The 25,157-nt window shown below is 72.5% G+C and carries 24 protein-coding genes; 8 read left to right on the top strand and 16 right to left on the bottom strand.

What is annotated here, in order from left to right; translation table 11 throughout:
- The first annotated feature begins 82 nt into the window (after nucleotides 1-82).
- Nucleotides 83-1,531 carry a protoporphyrinogen oxidase gene (hemG, locus tag ACX6XY_RS02665; protein WP_460325855.1) on the top strand — a complete coding sequence of 483 codons (1,449 nt, stop codon included), beginning with the start codon at nucleotides 83-85 and terminating at the stop codon, nucleotides 1,529-1,531.
- 4 nt (nucleotides 1,532-1,535) lie between these two features.
- Nucleotides 1,536-2,255: a hydrogen peroxide-dependent heme synthase gene (gene hemQ / locus ACX6XY_RS02660; protein ID WP_460325853.1), complete on the top strand. Its 720-nt coding sequence runs from the start codon at nucleotides 1,536-1,538 to the stop codon at nucleotides 2,253-2,255.
- A gap of 54 nt (nucleotides 2,256-2,309) precedes the next feature.
- Here hemQ and ACX6XY_RS02655 read toward each other — a convergent pair whose 3' ends face one another.
- From ACX6XY_RS02655 to ACX6XY_RS02640, 4 genes are all read right to left on the bottom strand, one after another.
- Nucleotides 2,310-3,884, bottom strand: a complete 1,575-nt coding sequence (locus ACX6XY_RS02655; RefSeq protein WP_460325851.1) for an alpha/beta hydrolase — start codon at nucleotides 3,882-3,884, stop codon at nucleotides 2,310-2,312.
- Nucleotides 3,885-4,029: 145 nt separating this feature from the next.
- The gene (locus ACX6XY_RS02650) at nucleotides 4,030-5,505 is read right to left on the bottom strand and encodes an MbnB/TglH/ChrH family RiPP precursor modification enzyme (protein WP_460325849.1); all 1,476 of its coding nucleotides are present in this window, start codon (nucleotides 5,503-5,505) and stop codon (nucleotides 4,030-4,032) included.
- A 158-nt stretch (nucleotides 5,506-5,663) separates the two neighbouring features.
- Complete coding sequence (locus ACX6XY_RS02645; RefSeq protein ID WP_460325847.1) at nucleotides 5,664-6,437, bottom strand: DUF4142 domain-containing protein; 774 nt, start codon at nucleotides 6,435-6,437, stop codon at nucleotides 5,664-5,666.
- Nucleotides 6,438-6,581: 144 nt separating this feature from the next.
- On the bottom strand, nucleotides 6,582-7,565 hold the full coding sequence (locus ACX6XY_RS02640) for a GlxA family transcriptional regulator (protein WP_460325845.1): 984 nt from the start codon (nucleotides 7,563-7,565) through the stop codon (nucleotides 6,582-6,584).
- Nucleotides 7,566-7,785: 220 nt separating this feature from the next.
- On the opposite strand from ACX6XY_RS02640, the gene ACX6XY_RS02635 reads away from it, so the two are divergent.
- Complete coding sequence (locus ACX6XY_RS02635) at nucleotides 7,786-8,817, top strand: proline dehydrogenase family protein (RefSeq protein ID WP_460325843.1); 1,032 nt, start codon at nucleotides 7,786-7,788, stop codon at nucleotides 8,815-8,817.
- A 159-nt stretch (nucleotides 8,818-8,976) separates the two neighbouring features.
- Nucleotides 8,977-9,489 (top strand): hypothetical protein, encoded by a 513-nt coding sequence (locus tag ACX6XY_RS02630; protein ID WP_460325841.1) that lies wholly within the window; start codon nucleotides 8,977-8,979, stop codon nucleotides 9,487-9,489.
- Between the two features lie 27 nt (nucleotides 9,490-9,516).
- On the opposite strand, the gene ACX6XY_RS02625 is transcribed toward ACX6XY_RS02630, so the two are convergent.
- The 3 genes from ACX6XY_RS02625 to zapE form a co-directional block, all read right to left on the bottom strand.
- The gene (locus ACX6XY_RS02625; protein ID WP_460325839.1) at nucleotides 9,517-10,281 is read right to left on the bottom strand and encodes a peptidyl-tRNA hydrolase; all 765 of its coding nucleotides are present in this window, start codon (nucleotides 10,279-10,281) and stop codon (nucleotides 9,517-9,519) included.
- Nucleotides 10,282-10,364: 83 nt separating this feature from the next.
- Nucleotides 10,365-11,264 (bottom strand): polysaccharide deacetylase family protein, encoded by a 900-nt coding sequence (locus tag ACX6XY_RS02620; RefSeq protein ID WP_460325838.1) that lies wholly within the window; start codon nucleotides 11,262-11,264, stop codon nucleotides 10,365-10,367.
- A 121-nt stretch (nucleotides 11,265-11,385) separates the two neighbouring features.
- Nucleotides 11,386-12,513 (bottom strand): cell division protein ZapE, encoded by a 1,128-nt coding sequence (gene zapE, locus ACX6XY_RS02615; protein WP_460325837.1) that lies wholly within the window; start codon nucleotides 12,511-12,513, stop codon nucleotides 11,386-11,388.
- Nucleotides 12,514-12,560: 47 nt separating this feature from the next.
- Between zapE and ACX6XY_RS02610 the strand changes: the two genes are divergently transcribed.
- The 4 genes from ACX6XY_RS02610 (at nucleotide 12,561) to msrB (ending at nucleotide 15,961) form a co-directional block, all read left to right on the top strand.
- Nucleotides 12,561-13,403 (top strand): pyrimidine reductase family protein, encoded by an 843-nt coding sequence (locus ACX6XY_RS02610; protein ID WP_460325836.1) that lies wholly within the window; start codon nucleotides 12,561-12,563, stop codon nucleotides 13,401-13,403.
- 131 nt (nucleotides 13,404-13,534) lie between these two features.
- On the top strand, nucleotides 13,535-14,002 hold the full coding sequence (locus tag ACX6XY_RS02605) for an indole-3-glycerol phosphate synthase (RefSeq protein WP_460325834.1): 468 nt from the start codon (nucleotides 13,535-13,537) through the stop codon (nucleotides 14,000-14,002).
- Nucleotides 14,003-14,082: 80 nt separating this feature from the next.
- Complete coding sequence (murC, locus tag ACX6XY_RS02600; protein ID WP_460325832.1) at nucleotides 14,083-15,480, top strand: UDP-N-acetylmuramate--L-alanine ligase; 1,398 nt, start codon at nucleotides 14,083-14,085, stop codon at nucleotides 15,478-15,480.
- Between the two features lie 73 nt (nucleotides 15,481-15,553).
- Nucleotides 15,554-15,961 (top strand): peptide-methionine (R)-S-oxide reductase MsrB, encoded by a 408-nt coding sequence (gene msrB / locus ACX6XY_RS02595; RefSeq protein ID WP_460325830.1) that lies wholly within the window; start codon nucleotides 15,554-15,556, stop codon nucleotides 15,959-15,961.
- Nucleotides 15,962-16,053: 92 nt separating this feature from the next.
- Here the strand turns inward: msrB and ACX6XY_RS02590 are convergent, their stop codons facing one another.
- The 9 genes from ACX6XY_RS02590 to ACX6XY_RS02550 form a co-directional block, all read right to left on the bottom strand.
- Entirely contained in the window at nucleotides 16,054-17,664 is a 1,611-nt protein-coding gene (locus ACX6XY_RS02590; protein ID WP_460325828.1) for a sodium/solute symporter, read from the bottom strand.
- The gene (locus ACX6XY_RS02585) at nucleotides 17,661-18,083 is read right to left on the bottom strand and encodes a DUF485 domain-containing protein (protein ID WP_460325826.1); all 423 of its coding nucleotides are present in this window, start codon (nucleotides 18,081-18,083) and stop codon (nucleotides 17,661-17,663) included. Before ACX6XY_RS02585 ends, ACX6XY_RS02590 begins: the two co-directional genes overlap by 4 nt.
- Nucleotides 18,084-18,243: 160 nt before the next feature.
- A complete protein-coding gene (locus tag ACX6XY_RS02580) occupies nucleotides 18,244-19,023 on the bottom strand; it encodes an amino acid ABC transporter ATP-binding protein (RefSeq protein WP_460326119.1) in 780 nt (259 codons plus the stop codon).
- 14 nt (nucleotides 19,024-19,037) lie between these two features.
- Nucleotides 19,038-19,823: an amino acid ABC transporter permease gene (locus tag ACX6XY_RS02575; RefSeq protein ID WP_460325824.1), complete on the bottom strand. Its 786-nt coding sequence runs from the start codon at nucleotides 19,821-19,823 to the stop codon at nucleotides 19,038-19,040.
- 17 nt (nucleotides 19,824-19,840) lie between these two features.
- Entirely contained in the window at nucleotides 19,841-20,635 is a 795-nt protein-coding gene (locus ACX6XY_RS02570) for a basic amino acid ABC transporter substrate-binding protein (protein WP_460325822.1), read from the bottom strand.
- A gap of 188 nt (nucleotides 20,636-20,823) precedes the next feature.
- Entirely contained in the window at nucleotides 20,824-21,585 is a 762-nt protein-coding gene (locus tag ACX6XY_RS02565; protein WP_460325820.1) for a metallophosphoesterase, read from the bottom strand.
- Between the two features lie 44 nt (nucleotides 21,586-21,629).
- Nucleotides 21,630-22,040: a cupin domain-containing protein gene (locus tag ACX6XY_RS02560; RefSeq protein WP_460325818.1), complete on the bottom strand. Its 411-nt coding sequence runs from the start codon at nucleotides 22,038-22,040 to the stop codon at nucleotides 21,630-21,632.
- A gap of 147 nt (nucleotides 22,041-22,187) precedes the next feature.
- The gene (gene treZ, locus ACX6XY_RS02555; protein WP_460325816.1) at nucleotides 22,188-23,867 is read right to left on the bottom strand and encodes a malto-oligosyltrehalose trehalohydrolase; all 1,680 of its coding nucleotides are present in this window, start codon (nucleotides 23,865-23,867) and stop codon (nucleotides 22,188-22,190) included.
- Nucleotides 23,868-24,030: 163 nt separating this feature from the next.
- Entirely contained in the window at nucleotides 24,031-24,933 is a 903-nt protein-coding gene (locus tag ACX6XY_RS02550) for a GNAT family N-acetyltransferase (protein ID WP_460325814.1), read from the bottom strand.
- Nucleotides 24,934-25,157: the final 224 nt, after the last annotated feature.

The raw sequence follows: 25,157 nt of genomic DNA, 5'->3' as shown, positions 1-25,157 counted from the left end.
GGGTTTGCCCGCCGCCGGTACCGAAGCGGTCACGGTGCGGACTCGGTACGGACTCCCGCCGGGGGTCTGGGAGAGTGAAACCATGCGGAACACGGACACGGACACGGACACGGGCCGGGTCAACGGCCAGGTCGTCGTCATCGGCGGTGGCATCGCCGGTCTCGCAGCCGCCCACCGGCTGCTCGGCACAGGCGCTCGGGTGACCGTCCTGGAGGCCGCCGACCGGCTCGGCGGCAAGCTGCACGCCGGTGAGATCGAGGGCGTACGCGTCGACCTCGGCGCCGAGTCGATGCTCGCCCGCCGCCCCGAGGCCGTCGAGCTCGCCCGCGCGGTCGGCCTGGGCGGCCTGCTCCAGCCGCCCGCCACCGCGACCGCCGCGCTCTGGACGCGCGGAGCGCTGCGCCCCATGCCCAAGGGGCATGTGATGGGCGTACCCGGCGCCGCCGACGCGCTGGCGGGAGTGCTCTCCGACGACGGGCTGCGACGGATCGAGCGGGACCGGGAGCTGCCCCCGACCGAGGTCGGCGACGATGTCGCGGTCGGCGAGTACGTCGCGTCCCGCGTCGGCCGCGAGGTCGTCGACCGCCTGGTGGAACCCCTGCTCGGCGGCGTGTACGCGGGCGACGCGTACCGCCTCTCGATGCGGATGGCCGTCCCCAAGCTCTACGAGGCCGCCCGCACCCACCGCTCCCTGCTGGACGGCGTACGCGACATCCAGCGCCAGGCCGCCGACGCCGGGGCCGCCGGACCGGTGTTCATGGGCATCGCGGGCGGCGTCGGCAGCCTGCCCCTCGCGGTCGCCGACGCGCTGCGCGCGCGTGGCGCCGAGATCCGGCTGGGCTGCCCGGTGAGCGGGCTGCGCCGGACGGCGGACGGCTGGCAGGTCCACGTCGAGGGCGGGGAAGGCGGGGCGATCTCCGCCGACGCCGTCGTCGTCGCCGTGCCCGCACCGGGGGCCGCCCGGCTCCTGGCCGCCGACGCGCCCGCCGCCGCGGCCGAGCTGCGCGCCGTCGAGTACGCCTCCATGGCTCTGATGACCCTCGCCTACCGCAGGGCCGACGCCGAGCTGCCCGCGGGCAGCGGCTTCCTCGTACCGCCCGTGGACGGCCGTACGATCAAGGCGTCCACCTTCGCCAGCCAGAAGTGGGGCTGGATCGCCGACGAGGACCCGGACCTGATGGTGCTGCGCACCTCCGTCGGGCGGTACGGCGAGGAGCGGGACCTGCGCCGGGACGACACCGAGCTGATCGACGTCTCGCGGCACGACCTGCGCGCGGCCACCGGACTCACCGCGACCCCCGTCGCCGCCCGCGTGACCCGCTGGAACGACGGCCTGCCGCAGTACCCCGTCGGCCACCACGCGCGCGTGGCGCGCATCCGCGAACAGGTCGGCAAGCTGCCCGGACTCGCGGTGTGCGGCGCGGCGTACGACGGCGTCGGCATCCCGGCCTGCATCGCCAGCGCGTACGCGGCCGTGGACCGGCTCAGCGCCCACCCGGTCCAGAGCCCGCACGGCGGCGCGGCAGAATAGCCGTATGAGTGACGACGCCCCCGCCAAGACCCCCAACGCAGGCAAGAAGGCCAAGGACCTCAACGAGGTCATCCGCTACACGCTGTGGTCCGTCTTCAAGCTGCGTGACGTACTGCCCGAGGACCGCACCGGCTACGCCGACGAGGTCCAGGACCTGTTCGACCAGCTCGCCGCCAAGGACGTCACCGTCCGCGGCGCCTACGACGTGTCCGGCCTGCGCGCCGACGCCGACCTGATGATCTGGTGGCACGCCGAGACCGCCGACGAGCTCCAGGAGGCGTACAACCTCTTCCGCCGCACCAAGCTGGGCCGCTCCCTGGAGCCGGTCTGGTCGAACATGGCGCTGCACCGCCCGGCCGAGTTCAACAAGTCGCACATCCCGGCCTTCCTGGCCGACGAGACGCCGCGCGACTACGTCAGCGTCTACCCGTTCGTGCGCTCCTACGACTGGTACCTGCTGCCCGACGAGGACCGCCGCCGGATGCTCGCCGACCACGGCAAGATGGCCCGCGGTTTCCCGGACGTCCGGGCCAACACGGTGGCGTCCTTCTCGCTCGGCGACTACGAGTGGCTGCTCGCCTTCGAGGCCGACGAGCTGTACCGCATCGTGGACCTGATGCGGCACCTGCGCGCGTCCGAGGCGCGGATGCACGTACGCGAGGAGGTGCCGTTCTACACCGGCCGCCGCAAGTCGGTGGCCGACCTGGTGGCGGGGCTGGCCTAGGACCTGCCCGCCGGGCGGGCCCCTAGGGTCTGTCCGCCGGGTGGCTGACAGACCCTAGGGCTCGGGCTCCGGGCGCGGTGCGCAGCTCGCCGCTTGCCGCGCCGGGAGCCGACCCTCCAGCAGGTAGGCGTCCAGGTGCCCGTTGACGCACTGGTTGGGGCCGCCGGCGACGCCGTGCGTCCCGGCCCCGCGCTCGGTGACCAGCGCCGAGCCCGGCAGCCTGCGGCGCAGCTCGTAGGCCCCGTGGTACGGGGTCGCGGCGTCCCGCTCGGCGGCCAGGATCAGGATCGGCGGCAGCGCGTCGTCGGCGATCCTGATGTCCAGCGGGCGCTGTCGTGGCACCGGCCAGTAGGCGCACGGCAGGTTCATCCAGGCGTTGTCCCAGGTCTCGAAGGGCGCCACGCGCGCGAGGCGGGTGTTGTCCTCATCCCAGGTTCGGAAGTCCGTCGGCCAGGGCGCGTCGTTGCACTCCACGGCGGTGTAGGCGGCGGTGCCGTTCTCGTTCTCGGCCGCGCGCGCCGGGTCCGGGGCCGCCTGCTCGACGAGCGGCCCCGGATCGCCCTTGAGGTACGCGGCCAGGGCCTCGGCCCGCTCCGGCCAGACGTCGTCGTAGTAGCCGGTCTGCAGAAACGCGCTCTGGAGCTCGCCGGGCCCGACCGTGCCGCCCGCCGGTTCGCGCGCCAGCGCCGCCCGGACCCGGTCGTAGGAGTCCGCGACCCGCTGCGGGGTGCGGCCCAGGCCGTACGTCGCGTCATGGCGAGCCGCCCAGGCGCGGAAGTCGGCCCAGCGGCGCTCGAACGCCAGTGACTGGTCGAGGTTGTTGCGGTACCAGATCCGCTCCGGGTCGGGGTTGACGGCCGAGTCGAAGACCATCCGGCGCACATGGGAGGGGAACATCGCCGCGTACAGGGCGCCGAAGTAGGTTCCGTACGAGGCGCCCAGGAAGTTCAGCTTCCGCTCGCCGAGCGCGGCGCGCAGCACATCGAGGTCGCGCGCGTTGTTGAGCGAGTGGTAGTGCCGCAGCGCGTCGCCCGTCCTGCGCAGACAGCCGCGCGCGTAGGCCTTCGCCCGCGCGACGCGCTCCTTCTTGTACGCCGCGTCGGGGTGGGTCGGCGCGAGCGTCGGCGCCCGGTCGGCCGTCGCCGGGTCCTGGCAGGACACCGGGGCGGAGCGGCCGACTCCGCGCGGGGCGTAGCCGACGACGTCGTACGCCGCGGAGATGCGCCGGAATTCGGGGAGGTCGGCCGTCGACACCATCGGGAAGTACATCCCGGATCCGCCGGGGCCGCCGGGGTTGAAGACCAGCGCGCCCTGGCGCTTGTCCGGGTCCTTGGCCTTCACCCGGCTGACCGTCAGCTTGATCTGCTTCCCGTCGGGGTCGGCGTAGTCCAGCGGTACGGAGACGGTGCCGCACCGTACGTCCGACGGCAGACGCTCGGCCTCCGGGCAGCGGCCGAACGCGATTCCGGCGGCCGCGGCGCGCTCGGCGGCGAGCCTGACGCCGACGTCCTCGACCGGTTCGGGGGCGCTGCCCGCGGGTGACGCGGCCAGGCCCGTCAGGACCAGCGATCCGGCGACGGCGTACAGGACAGGCGCTTTCCCGCGCCCCGGCATCCCGCGCTTCGGCATCCCTCGGCATCCCTTCGAGCAACGGCGGAACCGCAGCCGTATATAGCGTGATGAGAAGGATGGTTCGGTCAGCCGGTGGCGAAGTAAAGCACCAGACGGCCGGTGTCGGCTCCGTAACCCCTATGCCCGGCGTGGCGGCCTCCGGTCACCTCCTCAACAGCGCGTGCCGGGCCGCTCTGGCCAGGCGGGCCACCGGGCGGCCGGTGAGGGGCGCCGGGCCCGAGCGGTCCAGCCACCAGCGGGTCAACTCCCGCCGCGCGCCCGGCGACCGGGGCCTGCGGGCGCGCAGCAGGTGCGCGGCGAAGTCCAGCGCGTCGCGCCGCGCCCCGGCGGTGAGCGGCCGGTTGCGCGCGTACGCGAGGAAGGCGGGCCGGTACTCCGCGCCCAGAATGCGGGGCAGTTCGGGCGCGACCTTGGCCACCACGTCGGCGCGCTTCCCGGTCAGCGCCCGGCTCTGCACCCGCAGCCGCGCCCGGTCGAAGCCCTCGGGCGCGGGCGTACCGGCCACCAGAGCGGACAACAACGAGGCTTGCCGCAGCGCGACCCGCTGCCGCACAGCATCGCTTACGCGCGACACGGCCACCTCCCGCGCGCCCGCGCCCGCGCCGGCGCCGGCGCTCGTACCCCTGCTCGTACTCGTGTCCGTGCTCGGTTCCGGGACCGGGTGCCGTGCTGGGGCCTTGCCCACGGGAAGCGGCGCGCCCGACGGTCGTCCGGCGGTGACCAGCGCGCGCTCGCGCGGCGCGGCCACGGGGGCCCGGCGGTCGCCGGGGGCGGCGTTCGTCGTGTGCGCGCGGATCGTGGTGAGTTCGCGTTCCAGCTCGGGCTGGTCCGGGAAGTCCGCGTCGCGCTCCAGCAGGACACCCGGCGGCGACACCCGCGACGCGAGGTCGGCCAGAATGTCCAGAACCGCCCCCGGCACCGGGTGCGCATGGCTGTCGTGCCAGACGCCGTCGCGGAGGACGCCGCCCGCCACATGGACGTACCCGATCGCCTCCAGCGGGAGCTCGTCGAGCGCGGTCGACGCGTCCTCGCCTCGATTGACCTGATTGGTGTACAGGTTCGCGACGTCGATGAGCAGCCGCACCCCCGTGCGCTCGACCAGCTCGGTCAGGAACTGGCCCTCGGTCAGCTCCTCGCCCGGCCAGGAGATCAGCGCCGCGATGTTCTCCAGCGCGAGCGGCACCGGCAGCGCGTCCTGCGCGACGCGGACGTTCTCGCACAGCACATCGAGCGCGTCCCTGGTGCGCGGCACCGGCAGCAGGTGCCCCGCCTCCAGACGCGGCGACGCGGTCAGCGCCCCGCCCGCCCTGACGAACGCGATGTGCTCGCTGACCAGCGGCGCGCCCAGCGCCTCGACCCGCTCCGCGAGCGCCGCGAGCCGACCGGCGTCCGGCCGTTCCGCACCGCCCAGGCCGAGCGCGACGCCGTGCGGCACGACCGTGACCCCGCGCTCGCGCAGCCGCGCCAGCGACGGGTCAACATGCTCAGGACAGACGTTCTCCGCCACCACCTCGACCCAGTCGACGCCGCGCATCCGCTCCACGGCCTCGGCGATCTCCGGCCGCCAGCCGATTCCCGTACCCAGCTCCAGCCCCCTGCTCATGATCCCCCTGCTCATGATCCCTCCGCCCCCTCGGTGTGCGTAAGGTTCTTCTCGCCAGGAAGAGGCGGGTGAACCCACCCTGGAGGACGTTCAGAGCTCGATTTGAGGTTTCACCGACGAGTTTCGGCCGCGCTCGCCCTCGGCGGTGCTCTAGGTGGTGCTCTCGGCGGTGCTCAGCGCACCTCGGGACGGCTGGTGTTGATGTCCGCAGTGCCGGGCGCCGAAGGCCGCGAGGTGAACGACTGGTCGCCGTCCGTAGGACCGGCCGCGGGCGGCGGCAGCGGCGTGCTGCCCACGACCGGCGGCGGCGGACCTGTCGGGCTGGCCGTCGACCGGCCCGCCGCGTCCCTGGCCAGGGCGTCGAAGTCCACGTCCCCCGTGCGCTCCAGCATGGTGATGTGGTCCAGGACCGCCTGGTTCGCGTCGGTCGCCAGCTGGCGTACGAGCGCGTTGCGCGTGGTGTGCCGCACCTTCGCGATCAGGCCGAAGACCTTGCCGTGCGAGTCGCGCAGCAGGTTCGCGAACTTCCGCTCGTACACCTCGCCTTCGGCCTCCGTGAGCTCCTGTAGCCAGCCTCGCTGTTGCTCGGTCGGCTGGCTCGGCAGCTCGACGCCGAGCTGCGCCGCCACCTGCCGTACCCGCTTGTCCAGATCGGTGTGCCCGACCACCAGATGGTCCCCGGCGTCCTTGACGGCCCTGGTCGGCGCGCGCTCCACGGCCTGCTGGCCCGCGGGAATCTCCCAGAGCCCGGCGAGTCTGACCTTCACCAGCAGATCCCGGTCGGTCGCGCTGAGCGGGCCCCACTGGGTGGCGACGGTGCTGGCCTCCAGGTTGGCCTCGCCGGTGCCGGACCGGTCGGCGTACGACCAGACGGGGAAGGCGAGCGCGGCGAGCGTCACCGCCAGCGCGGCGATGATCAGAGCGGTGCCGTTGATGCGTCGGAACAAGGCGACTCCCGTAACTAGCGGGTCCTGGGCACGAACCAGCCGTCAACCAGGCTGCCGTACAGGCTGATTGACGGCATGGAGAGATACGCGGTGAGCCTTGGCCGTGTTCAACGCGTCATCTGATCCGGCCCCGGCGCGACCGGGCTAGATCTCCGCCCCGGTCCCGTCGACGGCGCCCGGCCCACGGCCGCGGAAGGCCCGACGGTACGCGTGCGGGGTGGTGTCCACGCGCCGGACGAAGTGGTGGCGCAGCGTGTCGGCGGTCCCGAAGCCGCAGCGCGCGGCGATCGCGGAGAGCGGCGCGTCGGTGTTCTCCAGCAGTTGCTGGGCCAGTGCGACGCGCTGGCCCACCAGCCACCGGAGCGGGGTGGTGCCGGTTTCCTGAAGGAAGCGGCGGGCGAAGGTGCGCGGGGCCATATGGGCCCGGCGGGCCATCCGTTCCACCGTCAGCTCCTCGTGGAGGTTGGCCTCCAGCCAGGCCAGCAGGGGCGCGAGCGCGCCCGCGCGCGGGTCGCGGTCCGGACGCCGCACGTACTGCCGCTGGCCGCCCTCGCGGTGCGGGGGCGCCACCATGCGCCGGGCGATGCCGTTGGCGACCGCGCCGCCCTGCTCCTTGCGTACCAGGTACAGGCAGGTGTCGATGCCCGCGGCCGTACCGGCGCCGGTGATGACCGGATCCTCGTCGACGTACAGGACGTCCGACTCGACCCGTGCCGTCGGGTGGCGGTGGGCGAGTTCCGCACCGTAGAGCCAGTGGGTGGTGCAGCGGCGGCCGTCGAGGAGTCCGGCCGAGCCGAGGACGAAGGCGCCGGTGCAGATGCTGAGCACGCGCGCGCCGCGCCACACCGCGGCGCGCAGAGCCTCGTACAGCGCCTCGGGCTGGGGCAGTTCCGGGGGCGCGGCCGGGACGCCGATCAGGTCGGCGGACTCCAGCCGCTCCAGTCCGTGCGGGGTCTCGACGCGGAAACCGTGGCCGACGCGCACGCTCGGTCCGGCGGCGGACACGACCGCGAACTCGTAGGTCGGCAGACCTTCGTCGGAGCGGTCCACGCCGAACACCTCGCAGAACGTGCCCAGTTCAAAGGCATGCCCGCCCTCCAGGGCGAGGACGGCGACATCGCGGAGCACCGGGCCTCCAGGGCGGGTGTGGGGTGTGAGTGTGAGTGCGGGTGCGGGTGCGGGTTGTCCGCGGATGTGAGTGGCAGGAATTTCAGGGTACCGGGCATTCCTGCCGCTGTTCGGGGCGGCGGGCGGCTGGGAGGCTGAGCCCGGTTGTTCCGCCTGCTCACTGATTTCAAGCCATCCGTCGGATCATCCCGTCAGCTCATCCCTTCAGCAGCGAGGCACGATGCACCGTACGTATCCCACCGACACCGACACCGACACCGACACCGGCACCCGCACCCGCACCGACGCCGCCGTCGTCGCCCCCGGCCAGGACGGCGTCCTCGGCGACGCCCAAGCCCGCGCGGCCCAGATCCTGCGTGCCCTGGCCCTTGACGAGCGGCTCAAGTGGCAGATCCCCGAGGACCCGGTGCTGGGCCCGCTGGCCCGGCGCGTGGCCCGGCGCTTCGTGGCCGGGACCACCGTCGCGGAGGCGCGAGAACGCGTGGCGGACGTGCTCGCGGCCGGGCATCGCGCCAACGCCGAGTACCTCGGCGAGAGCTGCCGCGATCCGGAGCGCGCGGTGACCGAGACGGACGTGTTCGTCGATGCCGCCCGACAGCTCCCGTCCGGGTGCTCGGTCTCACTCGACCTGTCTCACATAGGCCTGGCGGTGGACCGGGACCTCGCCGTCGAGAACGCTGTCCGCATCGCCCAGGCCACCTCCGGCGGCGGCCGAGAGATGGTCATATCGGCGGAGGGATCCGACCGTACCGACGCCGTGCTCGACGTGCACCGCCGACTCTGCGAACGCTTCGACCACGTCGGCGTCACCGTGCAGGCGCGGCTGCACCGCACCGGCGACGACCTCACCGCGCTGCTGGCGAGGCCGGGGCGAATCCGGCTGGTGAAAGGGGCGTTCCTGGAGCCGGAGGGGGTCGCTCTCGCCCGCGAGGACACCGCACTGCCGGGGAGGTATCTCCACTACGCCGGGCTGCTGGCCGACTCCGGCCACCTGTGCTCGTTCGCGACGCACGACTGGGATCTGATCCACCGCATCGACCGGCGTCTCGGCGGGGTCGGCACGGACGCGGCGCCGTGGGAGTTCGAGACGCTGCTCGGCCTCGGCCGGGACCGTCTCACGGCGATGGCGGAGCACGGCCACCCCACCCGTGAGTACGTCGTCTTCGGCGCCGAATGGTGGCTCTACGTCTGCAACCGGCTCGCCGAAGACCCTCAGCGCCTCTTCCAGGCGCTCGTCGACGCCGCGTCCTGACGGCTCTCCGGGACGGGCCCGCACACACTGCCTGAATGGCTGGTTCTCGACGGTGATGACACAAGTGATGTTGTGCGGCTTGTACGGACACTGTCAGGGTGAGCGGCGACCACGACCGACCGAACTCCAACTGACCGAACCCCAGGGGGAATTACTCCAATGGCGAGAACTCACTTCCGTACCGCGGCGATGACGGCCTCGGCCGCCGCCGTACTGCTCGTCGGCGGCCTCAGCACGGGCTCCGCCGCCGCTACCGCGCCCGACGACGCCCCGAAGGCCGCGGCGGCGTCCCCGGCGGTTGCCACGGCCGCCGCCGCGGACGGCTACTGGGCCTGCTCCGTGCCGCAGGGCTACACCTGGGACGACACGTCCGTGCGACGCGGCGCGTGCACCAGCCCCGCGAACCGGGACACCCTGTACCACGTGATTCCCCCCACCGACGAGGTGTGGGCCTGCTCCGTTCCCTATGGCTACACCTGGGACGACACGGCGGAGCGGCGGGGCAAGTGCCACCCGACCAACAGGGAAGAGATGTTCCGTATCCGGGTCCCCGCGGACATGGTCTGGGCCTGCTCGGTGCCCAAGGGCTTCACCTGGGACAAGACGGTGAAGCGCCGCGGCGTCTGCACGTCGTCCACCAACCGGGACACTCTCTTCCGGCTCCGGGGCTGACGCCCGCTCACCCGGTCCGCCGTCTCCTCAGCGCCGCCGCTGGCCCTGCGGAAGGGGGCAGAAGCGACCGCCCCCTTCCGCCACGACCGTGCAGGAGCCCGGCGCGATCTCCGTGAAGCCCGCGTCGCGGACCACCGGCAGGCCGCTGGCGGTGAGTCCGCGCCAGCGGGCCGGGTCCGCGGTGCGGACCGCGAGCGGAAAGCCCGCGTCGCGCCAGACCGTGCGGTCCGCGGCGGAGAGCTCCCACCAGGCGAGCTGGGCGCCGTGCCCGGCTTGGGCCATGGACTTCCCGGTGGACATGTCGACTTCGGGGTTCATCCAGAGGACCGGGTTCGCGGGGTCGGCGGCGGGCGGGGGCTCCGGGTCGTCGAGGTGGGTGCCGGAGACCTGGAGCCGGGCCAGGTCCTTCGGCCAGCCGTCCAGCGGAACCGGTGGGAACACCCGTACCTCGGCCGTCTGTCCGGCGACGGTGATGCCGGGCAGCGCCGCGGCGCGGCGCCACTCCGCGCCGCGGGCCCGCCGTACGACCTTGCGGATCCTGGCGTCCTGCCAGTCGCGGATCGCCTGTGCCCAGACGCCGTCGCCGACCGACCGCTCATCGCTGAGCATCACCAGCACGGCGCGGGCCGCGGTCTCCAGCGCGTCCGTACGGGTCGGCGGCGCGGTCTTCTCGATGCGGGTCACCAGGGGCAGGACGAACTGCGGGGCCTCGTCGCGTGCCGTGCTCTCGTGACGGAACGGGCTGTCCGTGGCGGGCGCGCTGGCGGTGGTGCTCGTGTCGTGGCTGCTCACCCCGTCCAGTCTGCCAGGCGGCCCACTCCGGGCGACCGGCGGTGACCGGTCACCCGGAGTGGGCCGCGCGTGGTCCATGGGGCCTAGCGGCGTCCGCCGGACGCCGCCCCGATCAGCTCCGACACTCGTACGAAGCGGTACCCGCGCTCGCGCAGTTCCGGCACCACCGTGCGCAGTGCCCGCTCGGTGGCCGGGGCCGCGCTGCGGGTGCAGTGCAGGACGACCACCGAACCCGGCCTGACCTCGCGCAGCACCTCGCGGGCCACCGCGTCCGGGTCCGTCGCGAAGGCGTCGCCGCCCACCACGTCCCACTGCACCGCGGTGACCGAGCTCCCGGCGATCGCGCGCAGCGCGGCGCGGTCGTAACACCCGCCGGGGAAGCGGAAGTACGGCACCGTACGCGTCACGCCCGCCGCGCGGAACGCGGCGAAGGCGCGGTCCACATCGGCCCGCATCCGCTCGGGCGCGAGGGTCGGCAGGCCGTAGCAGTCGGCCGTGTAGGCGTAGTGGCTGTAGGAGTGGTTGGCGACCTCGAAGAGCGGGTCGGCGCCGATCGATCTGGCCTGGTCGGGGTACTCCTCGGCCCAGCGCCCCGTCATGAAGACGGTGGACGGCACCTTCAGGCGGCGCAGCGTGGCGATCAGCGCGGGGTTGTCGAAGCGCTCGCCGCCCGCCGCGCGCGGGCCCTGGTCGGCGGTCATATCGGCGTCGAAAGTGAGCGCGACCGTCTTGCCGCCGCCGCGCGGGCCGTGCTCGAACACGGGCGCCTGGCCGGAGGGGCCCGGCGCGAGGGTGGGCGGCCGGGACGGCGACGGCGTCGGAGACCCTGAGGCGGCCCCCGAGGCGGGCCCCGGAACGGACCCGGCGGGCGACGCGTGGTGCGGCCGCGCGCCCTGAGCCCGTGGCGGGTCGGCGCCGCCGCACCCGGCCAGCACCGCCCCCAGCGCGCCGACGGCGGCGAGTCTCCGTACGAAGAGGATCACCCGCCGACCATAACGGGACAAAACCCGCTTATCGGTTAATTGTGCTGCCGGTCGGGCGTGCCGTTCCCACGGTCGGGCGTGCCGCGCCTACCGCCGGGCGTGCCGCCCCCCTACGACCCGGTTACGACCCGGTCTCCGCGTCCGGCGACGCCAGCGCGCCCGCGTCGCGGGCCAGCGCGGTCAGGCGGGAGATCGCCCGGAAGTACTTCTTGCGGTAGCCGCCCTTCAGCATCTCCTCGCTGAACAGCTTGTCGAACGGCAGCCCGGACGCCAGCACCGGCACCTCACGGTCGTACAGCCGGTCGGCGAGTACGACCAGGCGCAGCGCCGTCGACTGGTCCGGCACCGGCTCCACGCCGGTGAGACAGACCGCCGACACCCCGTCCGTCAGCGCGCCGTAGCGGCTGGGGTGGACCTCGGCGAGATGGGCGAGCAGGTGCGGGAAGTCGTCGAGCGAGGCCCCGGCGGTGGCGTACGCCGTCCGGGTCACCCGTTCGTCGGAGTACGGCGGCGGCGCTTCGGGCAGCCCGCGGTGCCGGTAGTCCTCGCCGTCGATGCGCAGGGCGCGGAAGTGGGCCGAGAGCCCCTGGATCTCGCGCAGGAAGTCGGCCGCCGCGAACCGGCCCTCACCGAGCTTGCCGGGCAGCGTATTGGAGGTGGCGGCCAGCGCCACGCCCTCCTCCACCAGCCTGCTGAGCAGGCTCGACACCAGGACCGTGTCGCCCGGATCGTCCAGCTCGAACTCGTCGATGCAGAGCAGCCGGTGGCCGCTGAGCGTCCGCACGGTCTGCTGGAAGCCGAGCGCGCCGACCAGGTTGGTGAGCTCGACGAACGTGCCGAAGGCCTTGAGCTCGGGCGCGGCTGGGGCGGCGTGCCAGAGGGACGCGAGCAGATGGGTCTTGCCGACGCCGTACCCGCCGTCGAGGTACACCCCGCGCGGCCCGCTCGGCGCGGCGGCGGCCTTCCTGCCGAACCAGCGGCGTCGGCCCGAGCCGCTGGCGTGCGCGCCGCCCAGGGTCCCGCCGAACCCCTCCAGGACGCGCACGGCCTCGGCCTGGCTGGACTGCCGGGGGTCGGGCACGTACGTCTCGAAGCGCGCGGCCTGGAAACGCGGCGGCGGCACCATCTCGGCGACCAGCCGGTCGGCGGGCACATGCGGGCGGCGCGCGCACAGCGAGAGCGGGCCCGCGTCGGGTATGGGCTGGTCGGCAGAGGCGGAGGGGGCCGGGGATGCAGGGGAAGACGACACAGCTCTCCACCCTAAGGGGCGTGTAAAGGCGTGGAAGACTGCGGGCCATGCGCAGCTTGTTCCCTGTAACCGACTTCCCTGCGACCGACAAGGCCGACAAGGCCGACAAGGCCGACGAGACTGGCAAGGCTGACAAGGCCGACGAGGCAGAGGACCCCGCGAGGGCGACCGACCGCGAGTGGGAGCTCGACGCGCTCGCCGACTACTACGCGTACCCGGCGGGCGAGCGCGTCTGGCTGCGCGGCAACATGGTGTCCACGCTGGACGGCGCGGCCCAGCACGACGGGCGCTCGCAGCCCATCTCCTGCCCCGCCGACATGCGGATCTTCGGCACCCTGCGCGGGCTCGCGGACGCGGTCGTGGTGGGCGCCGAGACGGTACGCCAGGAGGGCTACCGGCCGCCGCGCGCCCGCGAGGCGTTCGCCGCGCGGCGGGCCGCGGCGGGGCAGGGCCCGGCGCCCGCGATCGCCGTGGTCAGCGCGAGCCTGGACCTCGACTTCTCGCTTCCGCTGTTCACCGCGCCGCTGGTCCCGACCGTGCTGCTGACCGGCTCTGACGCCCCCGCCGAACGGCTGCGGGCCGCCGAGGCCGCGGGCGCCGACGTGGTGATCGCCGGAGCGGGCCGGGGCGTGGACCCCGCTCGGGCCGTACGCGCCCTGGGGGAGCGTGGACTCACCCGGCTGCTGACCGAGGGCGGGCCGAGCCTGCTCGGCCAGTTCGTGGCCGCGGGGGTGCTGGACGAGCTGTGCCTGACCGTGTCGCCGATGCTCGCGGCGGGCGACGCGCAGCGGATCGCCCACGGTCCCGCCCTGTCCGCGCCCGAGCGGTTCCGGCTCGCCTCGGTGCTGGAAGAGGACGGGTTCCTGTTCACCCGCTACCGTCGAAGCTGACACGAAGCGGAATTGCTCGTTCCGTTTAGCTTCCGCTGGGCACACTATGACTCGGGGACCCCGTGCGGGTGCGGGGCAGGATGGTTTCCGCAGGGGCCGCTGACGGCCCCCGAAGGCGAAGGGCGCCGGTCGTGTTCACGAGCGTATTGATGATCGAGAAGGCCCTGTCGGCCGTAGACGTGGAGTTCGTCACCACCCTGCACGGCGACGAGCGGGTCTCCTTCGTCGTCCTCATGCAGCCGCGCGGCGACCAGGACCGCCTGTTGCGCGCCGTCGACGACGTCGCGCTCGGCGAGATCGACGAGGCGGTCCGCGAGGCCGCCCACCGCAAGGGCGACGACAACGACGACCCCGCCCAGCGGGCCCTGGAGCACTCGCTGGCCGAGCTGCGCGAGGCGGGCAGCGAGGCGGTGGGCCAGCTCGTCGAGGACCACCCGCTGGACGTGCTGACCTCCGTCACCCAGGAAACCGCGGCCGACGAGGTGATCGTGCTGACCGCACCGCACTACGTGGAGGAGTTCTTCCACCGGGACTGGGCGTCGCGGGCCCGCCACAAGGTCGGCGTACCGGTGCTCAAGCTCTACGCGCACAGCGAATAGGCTGTGGGGCGGGCGGCACCCGCGCGCTGACGCGCGCGACGCCGCCCGCCCCGACGTACCGCCGCGCCCAGGAGACCTCTATGACCCCCGGCCTTCCCCCCGCCATGGACCGACCGCACTTCATCGGCATCGGCGGAGCCGGAATGTCGGGCATCGCCAAGATCCTCGCCCAGCGCGGCGCGAAGGTCGCGGGCACCGACTCCCGTGAGTCGGCGACGGTCGAGGCGCTGCGCGCGCTCGGCGTCACGGTGCGCGTCGGGCACGCGGCCGAGCACCTCGCCGCCGACGCCAGCTGCGTGGTCGTCTCCTCCGCCATCCGCGAGGACAACCCGGAGCTGGCCGCCGCCCGCGAGCGCGGCGTGCCGACCGTGCACCGCTCCGACGCGCTGGCCGCCCTGATGGACGGCCTGCGCCCGATCGCCGTCGCGGGCACCCACGGCAAGACCACCACCACGTCGATGCTGGCCGTGTCCCTGTCATCCCTCGGGCTCGACCCCTCGTACGCGATCGGCGGCGACCTGGACGTACCGGGATCCAACGCCGTGCACGGCACGGGCGAGATCTTCGTGGCCGAGGCGGATGAATCGGACCGCAGCTTCCACAAGTACGCCCCCGAGGTCGCCATCGTCCTCAACGTCGAACTCGACCACCACGCCAACTACGCGTCGATGGACGAGATCTACGAGTCCTTCGAGACCTTCGCGGGCAAGATCGTCCCCGGTGGCACCCTGGTCGTCTCCGCCGACCAGTCCGGCGCCGTCGAGCTCACCTCCCGGCTGCGGCGCGACCTGCCCTCGCTCAAGATCGTCACCTACGGCGAGTCGGACTCAGCGGACCTGCGCATCCACAAGATCACCCCGCGCGGGCTGACCAGCGAGGTCACCGTGCTGCTCGGGGGCAAGCCGCTCACCTTCACGGTCTCGGTCCCCGGCAGCCACTACGCGCACAACGCGGTCGCCGCGCTGGCGGCGGGCGTCGCCCTCGGCGTCCCGGCGCACAACCTCGCCTCCGCGCTCGGCAAGTACACCGGCGTCAAGCGCCGCCTCCAGCTCAAGGGCGAGGCCGCCGGAGTCCAGGTCATCGACTCCTACGCGCACCACCCCACCGAGATGTCCGCCGACCTGGCCGCCATGCGCTCCGCCGCGGGGGACGCGCGCCTGCTGGTCGTCTTCCAGCCCCACCTCTTCTCCCGTACCCAGGAGCTCGGCGCCGAGATGGGCCAGGCGCTCGCCCTCGCCGACGCCTCCGCGGTGCTGGACATCTACCCGGCCCGCGAGGACCCGATCCCCGGTGTCACCAGCGACCTGATCATCGACGCGGCCCGCGCGGCGGGCGCCGACGTCACGCCCGTACCCGACAAGGAGAGCGTCCCGGACGCGGTCGCGGGAATGGCCCGCCCCGGCGATCTCGTTCTGACCATGGGCGCGGGCGACGTGACGGACCTCGGACCGGAGATCCTGGCCCGTCTGACGCGCTGAACCCGCCTGCCGCACCGACGCGGCGGCCAGCCCGCCGCACTGGCCCGAACCGAGGGAACGAGGGAGACCCGCGATGCCGTACGAGGTCGAGAAGCCGGACGAGCAGTGGCGCGAGGAGCTGACCCCGGCGGAGTACGGGGTGCTGCGCGAGGCGGGCACCGAGCCCGCCTTCGTCGGCGAGTACACGGACACCACCACCCGCGGCGTCTACTCCTGCCGCGCCTGCGGGGCCGAGCTGTTCACCTCCGAGACGAAGTTCGCCTCGCACTGCGGCTGGCCCTCGTTCTACGACCCCAGGGACACCGACGCCGTCGAACTGGTCCAGGACCGCTCGCACGGCATGGTGCGCACCGAGGTCCGCTGCGCGAAGTGCGGCTCGCACCTGGGCCACGTCTTCGACGGCGAGGGCTATCCGACCCCGACCGACCAGCGGTACTGCATCAACTCCATCGCGCTGCGCCTGACGCCGCACGAGGGCTGAACCCGCCGCCCCCTCTGAGGACGGCACCGGGCCGCGCCGCCCCCCGTTGAAGGGAGGGCGGCGCGGCCCAGGTGTGTGCGGTGCCCCGCAGGTCAGGTGCGGGTTCCGGCGCCTGCCAGGATGCGGGGTTCGGCGTCGTCGTACTCGCGCTCCTGGTTCCGCTGGTCGCCGGAGCCGCTGCGGACCGTCCCGAGCCAGCCGAGGAAGAAGCCGAGCGGGATGGTGATCAGGCCGGTGGTGTGCATCGGGAACCAGGCGAAGTCGAGGTCGGTGAACAGCGCGTGCTCGCCGCCGGAGACCACCTCCGAGAACGTGAGCAGCACCAGCACGGCGAGGGTGCCGCCGACCATGGTGTAGAGAAGCCCGGTGTTGGTGTAGCGACGCCAGAAGAGGCGGTAGACCAGGGCCGGGGCGATGGCCGACGCGCCGACGCACAGGGAGAGGGTGATCAGGGCCTGCAGGCCCCAGTCCTGTACGGCGATCGCCAGCGCGATGGCCGGTACGCCCACCACCGTCGCGGCCAGCCGCGCCGCCCGCAGCTCGCGGGCGGCCGGGAGCGCCTTCTTGCGCAGGCCCAGGGCGTAGAAGTCATGGGCGAGCGAGGAGGAGCAGGCCAGGATCATGCCTGAGACCGAGGAGAGCAGCGTGAGGAACACGGCGGTGGCCACCGCCGTGAACAGCAGTGTCGCGGCCATCGACGAGCCCTCGAGCACGCCCTGGCTGACCTGGAGGATCGCGAGGGTGCCCTGCGGGCCCCCGGCGGCGAGCGCGTCACGGCCGACGATCGCCGCGGCGCCGAAGCCGATGATCACCAGCAGGAAGCAGACCACGCTGACCGTGCCCACCGCCCAGGACATCGAACGCCGGATGTGGCGCGCGCTGTGGGCGGTGTACATGCGCATGGTCACGTGCGGGAGCGCGGCGGCGCCGAGCATCACGGTCACCATGCCGCTGACGGTGTCGAGTCTGCCGAGGCCGTCGGTGCCGAAACGCAGCCCCGAGGTGAGGTAGGCCTCGCCCGCGCCGCTGCCGGCCTTGGCGTCGGACAGGAGCTGCGCGGGGTTCCAGTCGACCCTGTTCATGATCAGGAAGGCGACGGCGAGGGACGCGCCGAGCAGCACCACGATCTTGATCGTCTGGATCAGGGCGGTGCCCCGCATGCCGCCGATCGCCGCGTACGCGATCATCAGGATTCCGAGGACGACGATGCAGCCGGTACGGATGGCATCGCCCTCGAAGCCGAGGATGAGCGCGACGAGATAGCCACTCGCGGCGAGCTGCACGATCATCATCGGCACCAGGCCGACCAGCGTCACCGCGGACGACACCATCCGCACCGCACGGTCCGACGAGTGCCGCGCCAGGGCGTCGCCCATGGTGAAGCGGCCCGCGTTCCGCAGCGGTTCGGCCAGCAGGAACATCAGCAGCAGCAGCGAGAGCGCGGTGCTGAGCGCGAGCGTGACACCGTCGAAACCGGTGAGCGCGATGAACCCGGCGGTGTTGAGGATGGTGGCCGCCGAGATGTAGTCACCGGCGATGGCCAGGCCGTTCGGGATCGACGACATGCCGCGGTAGCCGGTGTAGTAGTCGCTCAGGTCGTCCCGCTCCGCGCTGTTGATGATGCAGAGCAGCAGGGTGAAGGAGGCGATGGCGCTGAACGCCACCAGCGAGAACATCTGAGCCGACGAGTCGAAGACGTTCATCGGGCGCCTCCCTCGGCGCCGCGCCGCTCGACGGCGCGGCGGACGTCGCGGGCGAGCGGGTCCACGGTGCGTACGGCGTTCCGCTCGTAGCCGACGAGCGCGGCGAAGGTGACCGGGAACTGCAACAGGCCCATGAGGAGCCCGAAGGTGAACCCGCCGAACAGCTCGGTCTCCATCAGCCCCGGCGCGTAGCCGGTGAGCAGCAGGAACAGCGTGAAGTAGCCCACCGCCGTGATGGACATGGTGCGGCGCAGCAGACGGTACGAGGAGCGCAGGTGCGGGAGCCCGGCCGGGGGCCCGTCCGGTACGGGGGCCTGGCGGGCGTGCCCGTTCCCGCCGCCGTCGCTGTGACCGTACGGCGTGAACAGCCCTCCCGGCGGAGACGGCGGTGGCGGGAACGGGTCGGGTCCGAAAGACATGTGGGGGGACAGCTCCTGTGCGACGACGAAGGCGACCGGGGTGGGGGGGTGGTGGTCGGACCCGGTACATTACTGGTCGGTAGGAACCGCTGCCGTCGTCAGGCCGATAATGTTCTCAACCTGAAACATCCACAGAGCGAAATACCTGTCGCCGCCTTTCTCAGTGGTGCACCCGCGCCAGGAAGGTGCGGGTCCGTTCGTGCTGGGGGTCGCCGAGTACCTGGTCAGGGGCGCCCTGCTCGACGATGACGCCGCCGTCCATGAACACGACCCGGTCGGCGACCTCACGGGCGAAGCCCATCTCGTGCGTGACGACCAGCATCGTCATGCCCTCCCGCGCGAGCGAGCGCATCACGGCGAGTACGTCGCCGACGAGCTCGGGGTCCAGGGCCGAGGTCGGTTCGTCGAAGAGCATCAGCTCGGGGTCCATGGACAGCGCGCGGGCGATCGCGACCCGCTGTTGCTGGCCGCCGGAGAGCTGCGCGGGGTAGGCGGTCTCCTTCTCGCTCAGGCCCACGCGCCGCAGGTTGTGCCGGGCGATCCGGTTCGCCTCGTCCGTGCCGCGCCGCAGCACCCGGCGCTGGGCGATGGTGAGGTTCTCCAGCGCGGTGAGATGCGGGAAGAGGTTGAAGGACTGGAAGACCATGCCGATCCGACGGCGCACCCGGTCGATGTCCACATCAGGGTCGGTGACCTCCGTACCGGCCACGGTGACGGTCCCCGCCGTCGGCTCCTCCAGGAGGTTGACGCAGCGCAGCAGCGTCGACTTGCCGGACCCGGAAGGGCCGATGACGCAGACCACCTCGCCCCGCTCGACGGAGAAGTCGATGCCCTTGAGCACCTCCAGATCACCGAAGGACTTGTGCAGCTCGCGGACCTCGATCGCCTTCCCGTCGTGCGCGGGTGAGGCGGGAGACTGGCCGTCCTTCGCGGCGTTCACGGGGGGCACGGGGTTCACCTGGCTTTCGCGGTACGGGCCTCGAGCCGCCGTACCAGATGGCCGAGCGGCAGGGTGATGACGAGATACAGCAGCCCGGCGATCAGGATCGGGGTCAGGCTCTTGTGCTCGTTGAGCGCGTCCCGGCCGAAGTTGGCCAACTCGTACTCGCCGAGCGAGAGGCCGAGCAGATAGACCAGCGAGGAGTCCTTGGTGAGCAGGATCAACTCGTTGGTCAGCGGCGGCAGGACGATCCGGAAGGCCTGCGGCATGACGATCGAGATCATCGCGCGGCCCGGCGACATCCCGAGTGAACGCGCCGCCTCCAGCTGGCCCTTGGGGACGGCCTGGATGCCCGCGCGGATCGTCTCCGCCATATAGGCGGCGCCGACCAGGCCGAGCGACAGCATCACGGTCAGGTTCATCTCCAGCGCGACCTCGAAGGCCAGCGGTACGCCGAAGCCGAGCGAGATGAACACCAGCAGGGCCGGAACGCCACGGAAGAACTCGATGTACGCGACGGCCAGCCAGCGGTACGGAGGCACCGACGACAGCCGCATCATGGCCAGTACGAGACCGAGCCCCAGGCCGAAGCCGAAGCCGAGCAGCGCGTAGAGGGCCGTGTTGACCAGCGCGGTCGTGATGATCTCGGGGAACAGGGCCTTGGCCACGTCCACGTCGAAGAACGCCGCGCGCAGCGTCCCCCAGTCGGCCACCAGGGCGAAGGCGGCGATGGCGGCGACCAGCACGGCGTACTGAACGCCACGGAACAGCCGGGCCCGCTGCCGTCGGGACAGGGACATACGCGCGGAACTCCTCGTCAGCTCTGCGGTGCGGTGCCGAACCACTTCTTGTAGATCGTGTCGTAACGCCCGTCGGCCCTGGCCGCCTTGAGTACTTCGTTGACCTTCTCGCGCAGCGCGTCGTTGCCGGTGCGGAAGCCGATGCCGTACTGCTCACCGGTGTCGAACTCGGCGGTCACCTCGGTGTCCGGGTTCTGCTTGACGTACTCGAAGAGCACGCCGTTGTCGTTGATCCCCGCGTCGACCTTGCCGGACTTCACGGCGGTCAGCAGCAGGCCGACGTCCTCGAACTCCTTGAGCTCGACGCCGTCGCCGTGTTCCTTGGCGTAGATGCCGCCGGTGGTGGCCTTCTGGTAGCCGAGCTTCTTGCCCTTGAGGTCGGCGATCGTCTGGTACGGCTTGCCCTTCCGGGTGATCAGCGCCTGGGTGGCGTTGAAGTAGGGGTCCGAGAAGTCCATGACCTTGTCGCGGTCCTCGGTGATCGTCATGCCCGCGGCCGCCAGGTCGCACTTGCGGATGGTGAAGTCCTGGCCGGTCTCGATCCCTTCAAAGGGGGTGTTGACGATCTCCTGGGTGACGCCGAGCTCCTTGGCGACCAGGTCGACCAGGTCCACGTCGAAGCCGACGACCTTGCCGTCCTTCTTCGACTGGAACGGCGGGTACGGCAGATGCGTGCAGGTCTTGAGCTTGCCGGAGGAGACGAGCTCGATCTCCGAACTCCCTTCGTCCCCGCCGCTGTCGCTGTCGGACTCCACGCTGGTGCATCCGGCGGCGAACAGCCCGGCGGCCGCGACGATCGCTATGACAGGCACCGAGGAACGAGCGGAACGAGAGGAACGAGCGGACACGGGACCTCCAGAGCAGACGGGACCAGCGTCGGACGATCACCGGGCGTAGGCGACCAAAAGCGCCGGGTGGTGCGCGAGTTGCGATGCATCCTGCCACCGGTCGGGGCCGCTGTCTCCGGCGCGTCCATTGCGTCTGGGTAACGTCCCGTCAGTCACCCGAGCGCGGCGGGCACCGTGCGGAAGTGCGTCGTCAACCGGCCCGCGTCGTCCAGCACATGGAACGCGAGCCCCGGATCGGCCGCGCGGTCCGCGACCTGTTCGCCCTCCCAGGGCAGGCGCAGGGTCCAGGTCACACCGGGCCCGACGACCAGCGGCCGCCCGGCGAAGGCGGTGGCGGCCGGGGTGTGGGCGTGGCCGGTGATCAGCGCCGCGATCTCCGGGCGGCGGCCGAGCAGAGCGGCCAGCCGTTCCGGCTCCTGGAGCCGGTACTTGTCCGGAAGCGGGTGGTGCAGCGCGACCGGCGGGTGGTGGACGGCCAGCAGTACGGGTACCTCGCCGCCGAGGCGGTCGAGGGTGTCCTCGATCCAGGCGTAGGTGGCGTCGTCGAGCAGCCCCTCGTCCTCACCCGGAATGCTGGAGTCGCACATCAGGATCGCGGCGCCGCCCACCTGATGGACGCTGTTCACGGGCGCTTCGGGTGCTTCGGGGGCCGGTTCGCCGAGGAGCGCCTTGCGATAGGACGGCCTGTGGTCGTGGTTGCCGGGGCAGTGCAGTACGGGAAACGGCGCGTCCAGGATCCGCGCCGCCTCCTCGTACTCCGCCTCCGTGCCGTGGTCCGCGATGTCTCCGGTGACCAACAGCGCGTCCACGGGCCGGGACAGGCCGCGCAGCCGGTCCATGACGCGCTCGGCACGCTCGGTGCCGCGGGCGGTCCCGTCGAGATGAAGGTCACTGATCTGGGCCAGCACGAGCATAGGGCACCCCCGAGAGGATTAATGATTACTCGGGTATCTAACCATTAGGCGGTGCGGCGGTACAGCTCTGGCACGGAGACCTTGATCGGCTCCTGTGTGGTCCGGGCGATCACGACGACCGCGGGCTCGTCCGGGTCGGGGTTCTCCTCGCGGTGCGGGACGAACGGCGGCACCAGGAAGAAGTCGCCGGGCCCGGCGGTGAGCCGCACTTCCCGTGTGCCGTCGTGGTAGACGAACACGGGGTGGCCGCTGACCACGTAGATTCCCGCCTCCGAGTCGCCGTGGTGGTGGTTGTCGGTCGAGCTCAGCGGCGGGTTCTCGACCCGGCCCATCCACAGCCGCCGGGAACCGACGGTGCCGCCGCTGATGGCGGCGAAACCGTCCAGCTCACCGGCCCTGACGAGGTGGACGCGGTCGTTCAGCGGAGTGGTTCCGGCGTTGTCGTGTGTGGTCATCGTGCGGCCTCCCGGCTCGGTGCGGTCTCGGGGATCGAACGGAGCCAGGCTGCGACACGGCCGCCAGAAGCGGCAAACATCATTGCCGATACGGCAAAACAGGCGGTGCGCGTACGTCAGATGCCGTGCACAGACACCCGTGACCGCTCAGGACTTGGCGGGCGTCAGCAGTACGCATGACTCGCCCGGCACGTGCAGCCGCCCGTCCGGTCCCGGCGCCTCGACCGGGCCCCACGCCGCGAGCACCCGCTCGGGCCCGTTCCGCAACGGGATCTCGGCCGGCTCCGCACCGAGGTTGACGGCGATCCGCAGATCACCGCGCCGGAACGCGAACCAGCGCGCCGACTCGCTGTAGGCGCTGCGGACCGCCGCGAGGTCCGGGTCCGTCAGGTCCGGCTGGGCGCGGCGCAGGGCGATCAGCTCGCGGTACCAGGCCAGCAGCCGCGCGTGCGGTTCGCGCTCCGGCTCGCTCCAGTCGAGACGGGAGCGGTCCAGGCCGGCCGGGTCCGTACGGTCCGTGAAGTGCCGCCATGGCGTGCGCGCCCCCCACTCCTCGCCCATGAACAGCATCGGCGTGAACGGCGCGGTCAGCGTGAGCGCGGCGGCACAGGCCAGCAGGCCGGGCGAGAGCGTGGCCGAGAGGCGGTCGCCCAGGGCGGGGTCGCCCAGGGCGGGGTCACCGATCCGGCCGTGCGCCTGGGCGAATCCGACGAAGCGGTGCGCGGGCGTCGTCGTACGGTCCACCGGGCGGCCGTGGCTGCGGCCGCGGAACGCCGAGTACGTACCGTCGTGGAAGAATCCGCGGCTGAGCGTCTTGGCGAGCGCGGCCAGCGGCGCCCGCGCGAAGTCCGCGTAGCAGCCCTGGGATTCGCCGGTCAGGGCGGTGTGCAGGGCGCGGTGGAAGTCGTCGTTCCACTGGGCGTGCAGCCCGAGCCCGCCCGCCGCACGCGGCGTGCTCACTCTCGGGTCGCCCAGGTCGGACTCGCCGACCAGGAACAGCGGGCGCCCGACGTCGTCGGCCAGCGCGTCCACCGCCGCCGACAGCTCCTCCAGGTAGTGCCGGGCGCGGGTGTCGCGCAGCGCGTGCACGGCGTCGAGCCGCAGCCCGTCGATCCGGTAGTCCCGCAGCCAGGACAGCGCGCTGCCGACGAGATACGCGCGGACCTCGTCCGAACCCGGTGCGTCCAGGTTGACGGCGGCGTCCCCAGGCGTGCGGTGGGCGTCGGTGACGTACGGCCCGAACGCGGAGAGATGGCCCCCGGACGGGCCGAGATGATGGTGCACCACGTCGAGCACCACACCCAGGCCCAGCTCATGCGCCCGGTCGACGAGGCGCTTCAGTGCCTCAGGGCCGCCGTACGGTTCGTGCACGGCCCACGGGGACCCGCCGCCCTCGTACCCCCAGCCGTGCCGGCCGGGGAACGGGCACAGCGGCATCAGCTCGACATGTGTGACGCCCAACTCGGCGAGGTGCCCGAGCCGTTCGGTCGCGGAGTCCAGCGTGCCAGCGGGGGTGTACGTCCCGATGTGCAGCTCGTACAGCACCGCGTCCCGCAGCCCGCGCCCGGCCCACTCGGCGCGCCACGTGTGCCGGTCGTGGTCGACGACGGCGCTCAGCCCGTCGGGTCCGTCCGGCTGCCGCGCCGAGCGTGGATCGGGGCGCACCGGGCCGTCGTCGAGCACGAAGCCGTAGCGCGCTCCGTCGCCCGCGTCGGCCTCGCCCGCCCACCAGCCCGTACGCTCCGGGTCGCGCTCCAACGCGTGTGTAGCGCCCTCCAGTTGGAGCGCGACCCGGTCTGCCTGTGGTGCCCACACCTCGAACCGCACGGACGGTTCCCCCTCGTCTCCCTCGTCCCGTCGACGCCGCTCGTCCCCTTTGACCCCACGCCTGCGTCCTGGCGTCCATCGTGCGGGAGAAGAGGCCGACGCGCTGGGCGAACGGGCGAGATCGATCAAGAAAGTCCGTGCGGGCCGCTCGCCGGAGGCGGCGTCAGACGAGGTCGATGCGCTTCTGGACGATCGGGTAGCCCGCCCTGGCGAAGTGCGCCAGCATCGGGAAGTTCCCGTCGTCCGTCGCCGCCACGATCTGGGTCACGCCCCGCTCCACCAGGAAGTGCGTCGACTCGACCACCAGGTCGTACGCGTATCCGTGCCCCCGCTGCTCGGGCACGACCCCGATGTACCCGGCGGCGTGGCCGGACGGGATACGGCACGGCAGATGCAGCCCGACCAGCTCGCCGCCCGGCGTGAAGGCCAGCTGCGGCCACGCCTCGGGGCACCAGCGGATATAGTCCAGCTCCTCCCGCGCGGCCGTGTCCAGGCCGTGCTCGGCGGTGGCGTGCAGCGCGTGCGCGTCGAGCGTGGCCGAGTTGATCCTGCGCAGGACGTCCAGGAGCACCCGGTCGTCCTGTTCCGCGCGGAAGACCAGCCGCCCCGGACGCTCGGGCAGGCCCCGCTCGGGCGTCCACGCGTAGCGGCAGCGCTCCGCCAGGACGCGCTTGCCCGCGGCCTCGGCCGCCGCGACCCGCGCCTCGCCAGCCGCGCGAGTCTCGGGGTGCTCGCGCCAGCCGGGCGGCAGGATCAGCTCGTACTCGACGTCGAACGGCGCCCGGCGCAGCAGTTCGGCGCCGGCCTCCTGCTCGCCGTCGGCGAAGTCGAGCCAGTTGACATTGACCGGGGCGGTGTCGTCGGGCCCGCCCCACCACGCCCCGCGCGCCACGACCTCACCGTCGCGCAGCGCCACATAGGTCCACTCGGGGCGGTAGTCGCCGCCCTGGGCGACGGTGCGGTACGGGGTGCCGGTGACGATCCGGCCGACGAGACCGGGGTCGGCGAGGGTGTGAAAGAGGTGAGCGTCGCTCTCGGTGAGCGGGCGGATGACCAGATCGGTCATGGGGAAAATCCTCCGGAAGGCCTGGTCGCGCTCCCGGTCATCCCCGAGCGAGCGGGGACGCCGCACAGGCGGGGCGGGAGCACGGGTACACGTCGGCGAAACACACGGCTCTGGCCTCCTTCCTGCGGTCTTCCCGCGGTTTGCTGTGGTCTTCCCGCGGTGTCGGCTTCGCGCCGACCCTACGGGCAACCCGCCGCCACGTCCAGCGCGTTGATCGGCCGGAA

Source organism: Streptomyces sp. O3 (assembly GCF_054788135.1).
This window is presented reverse-complemented; position numbering and strand designations above follow the sequence as displayed.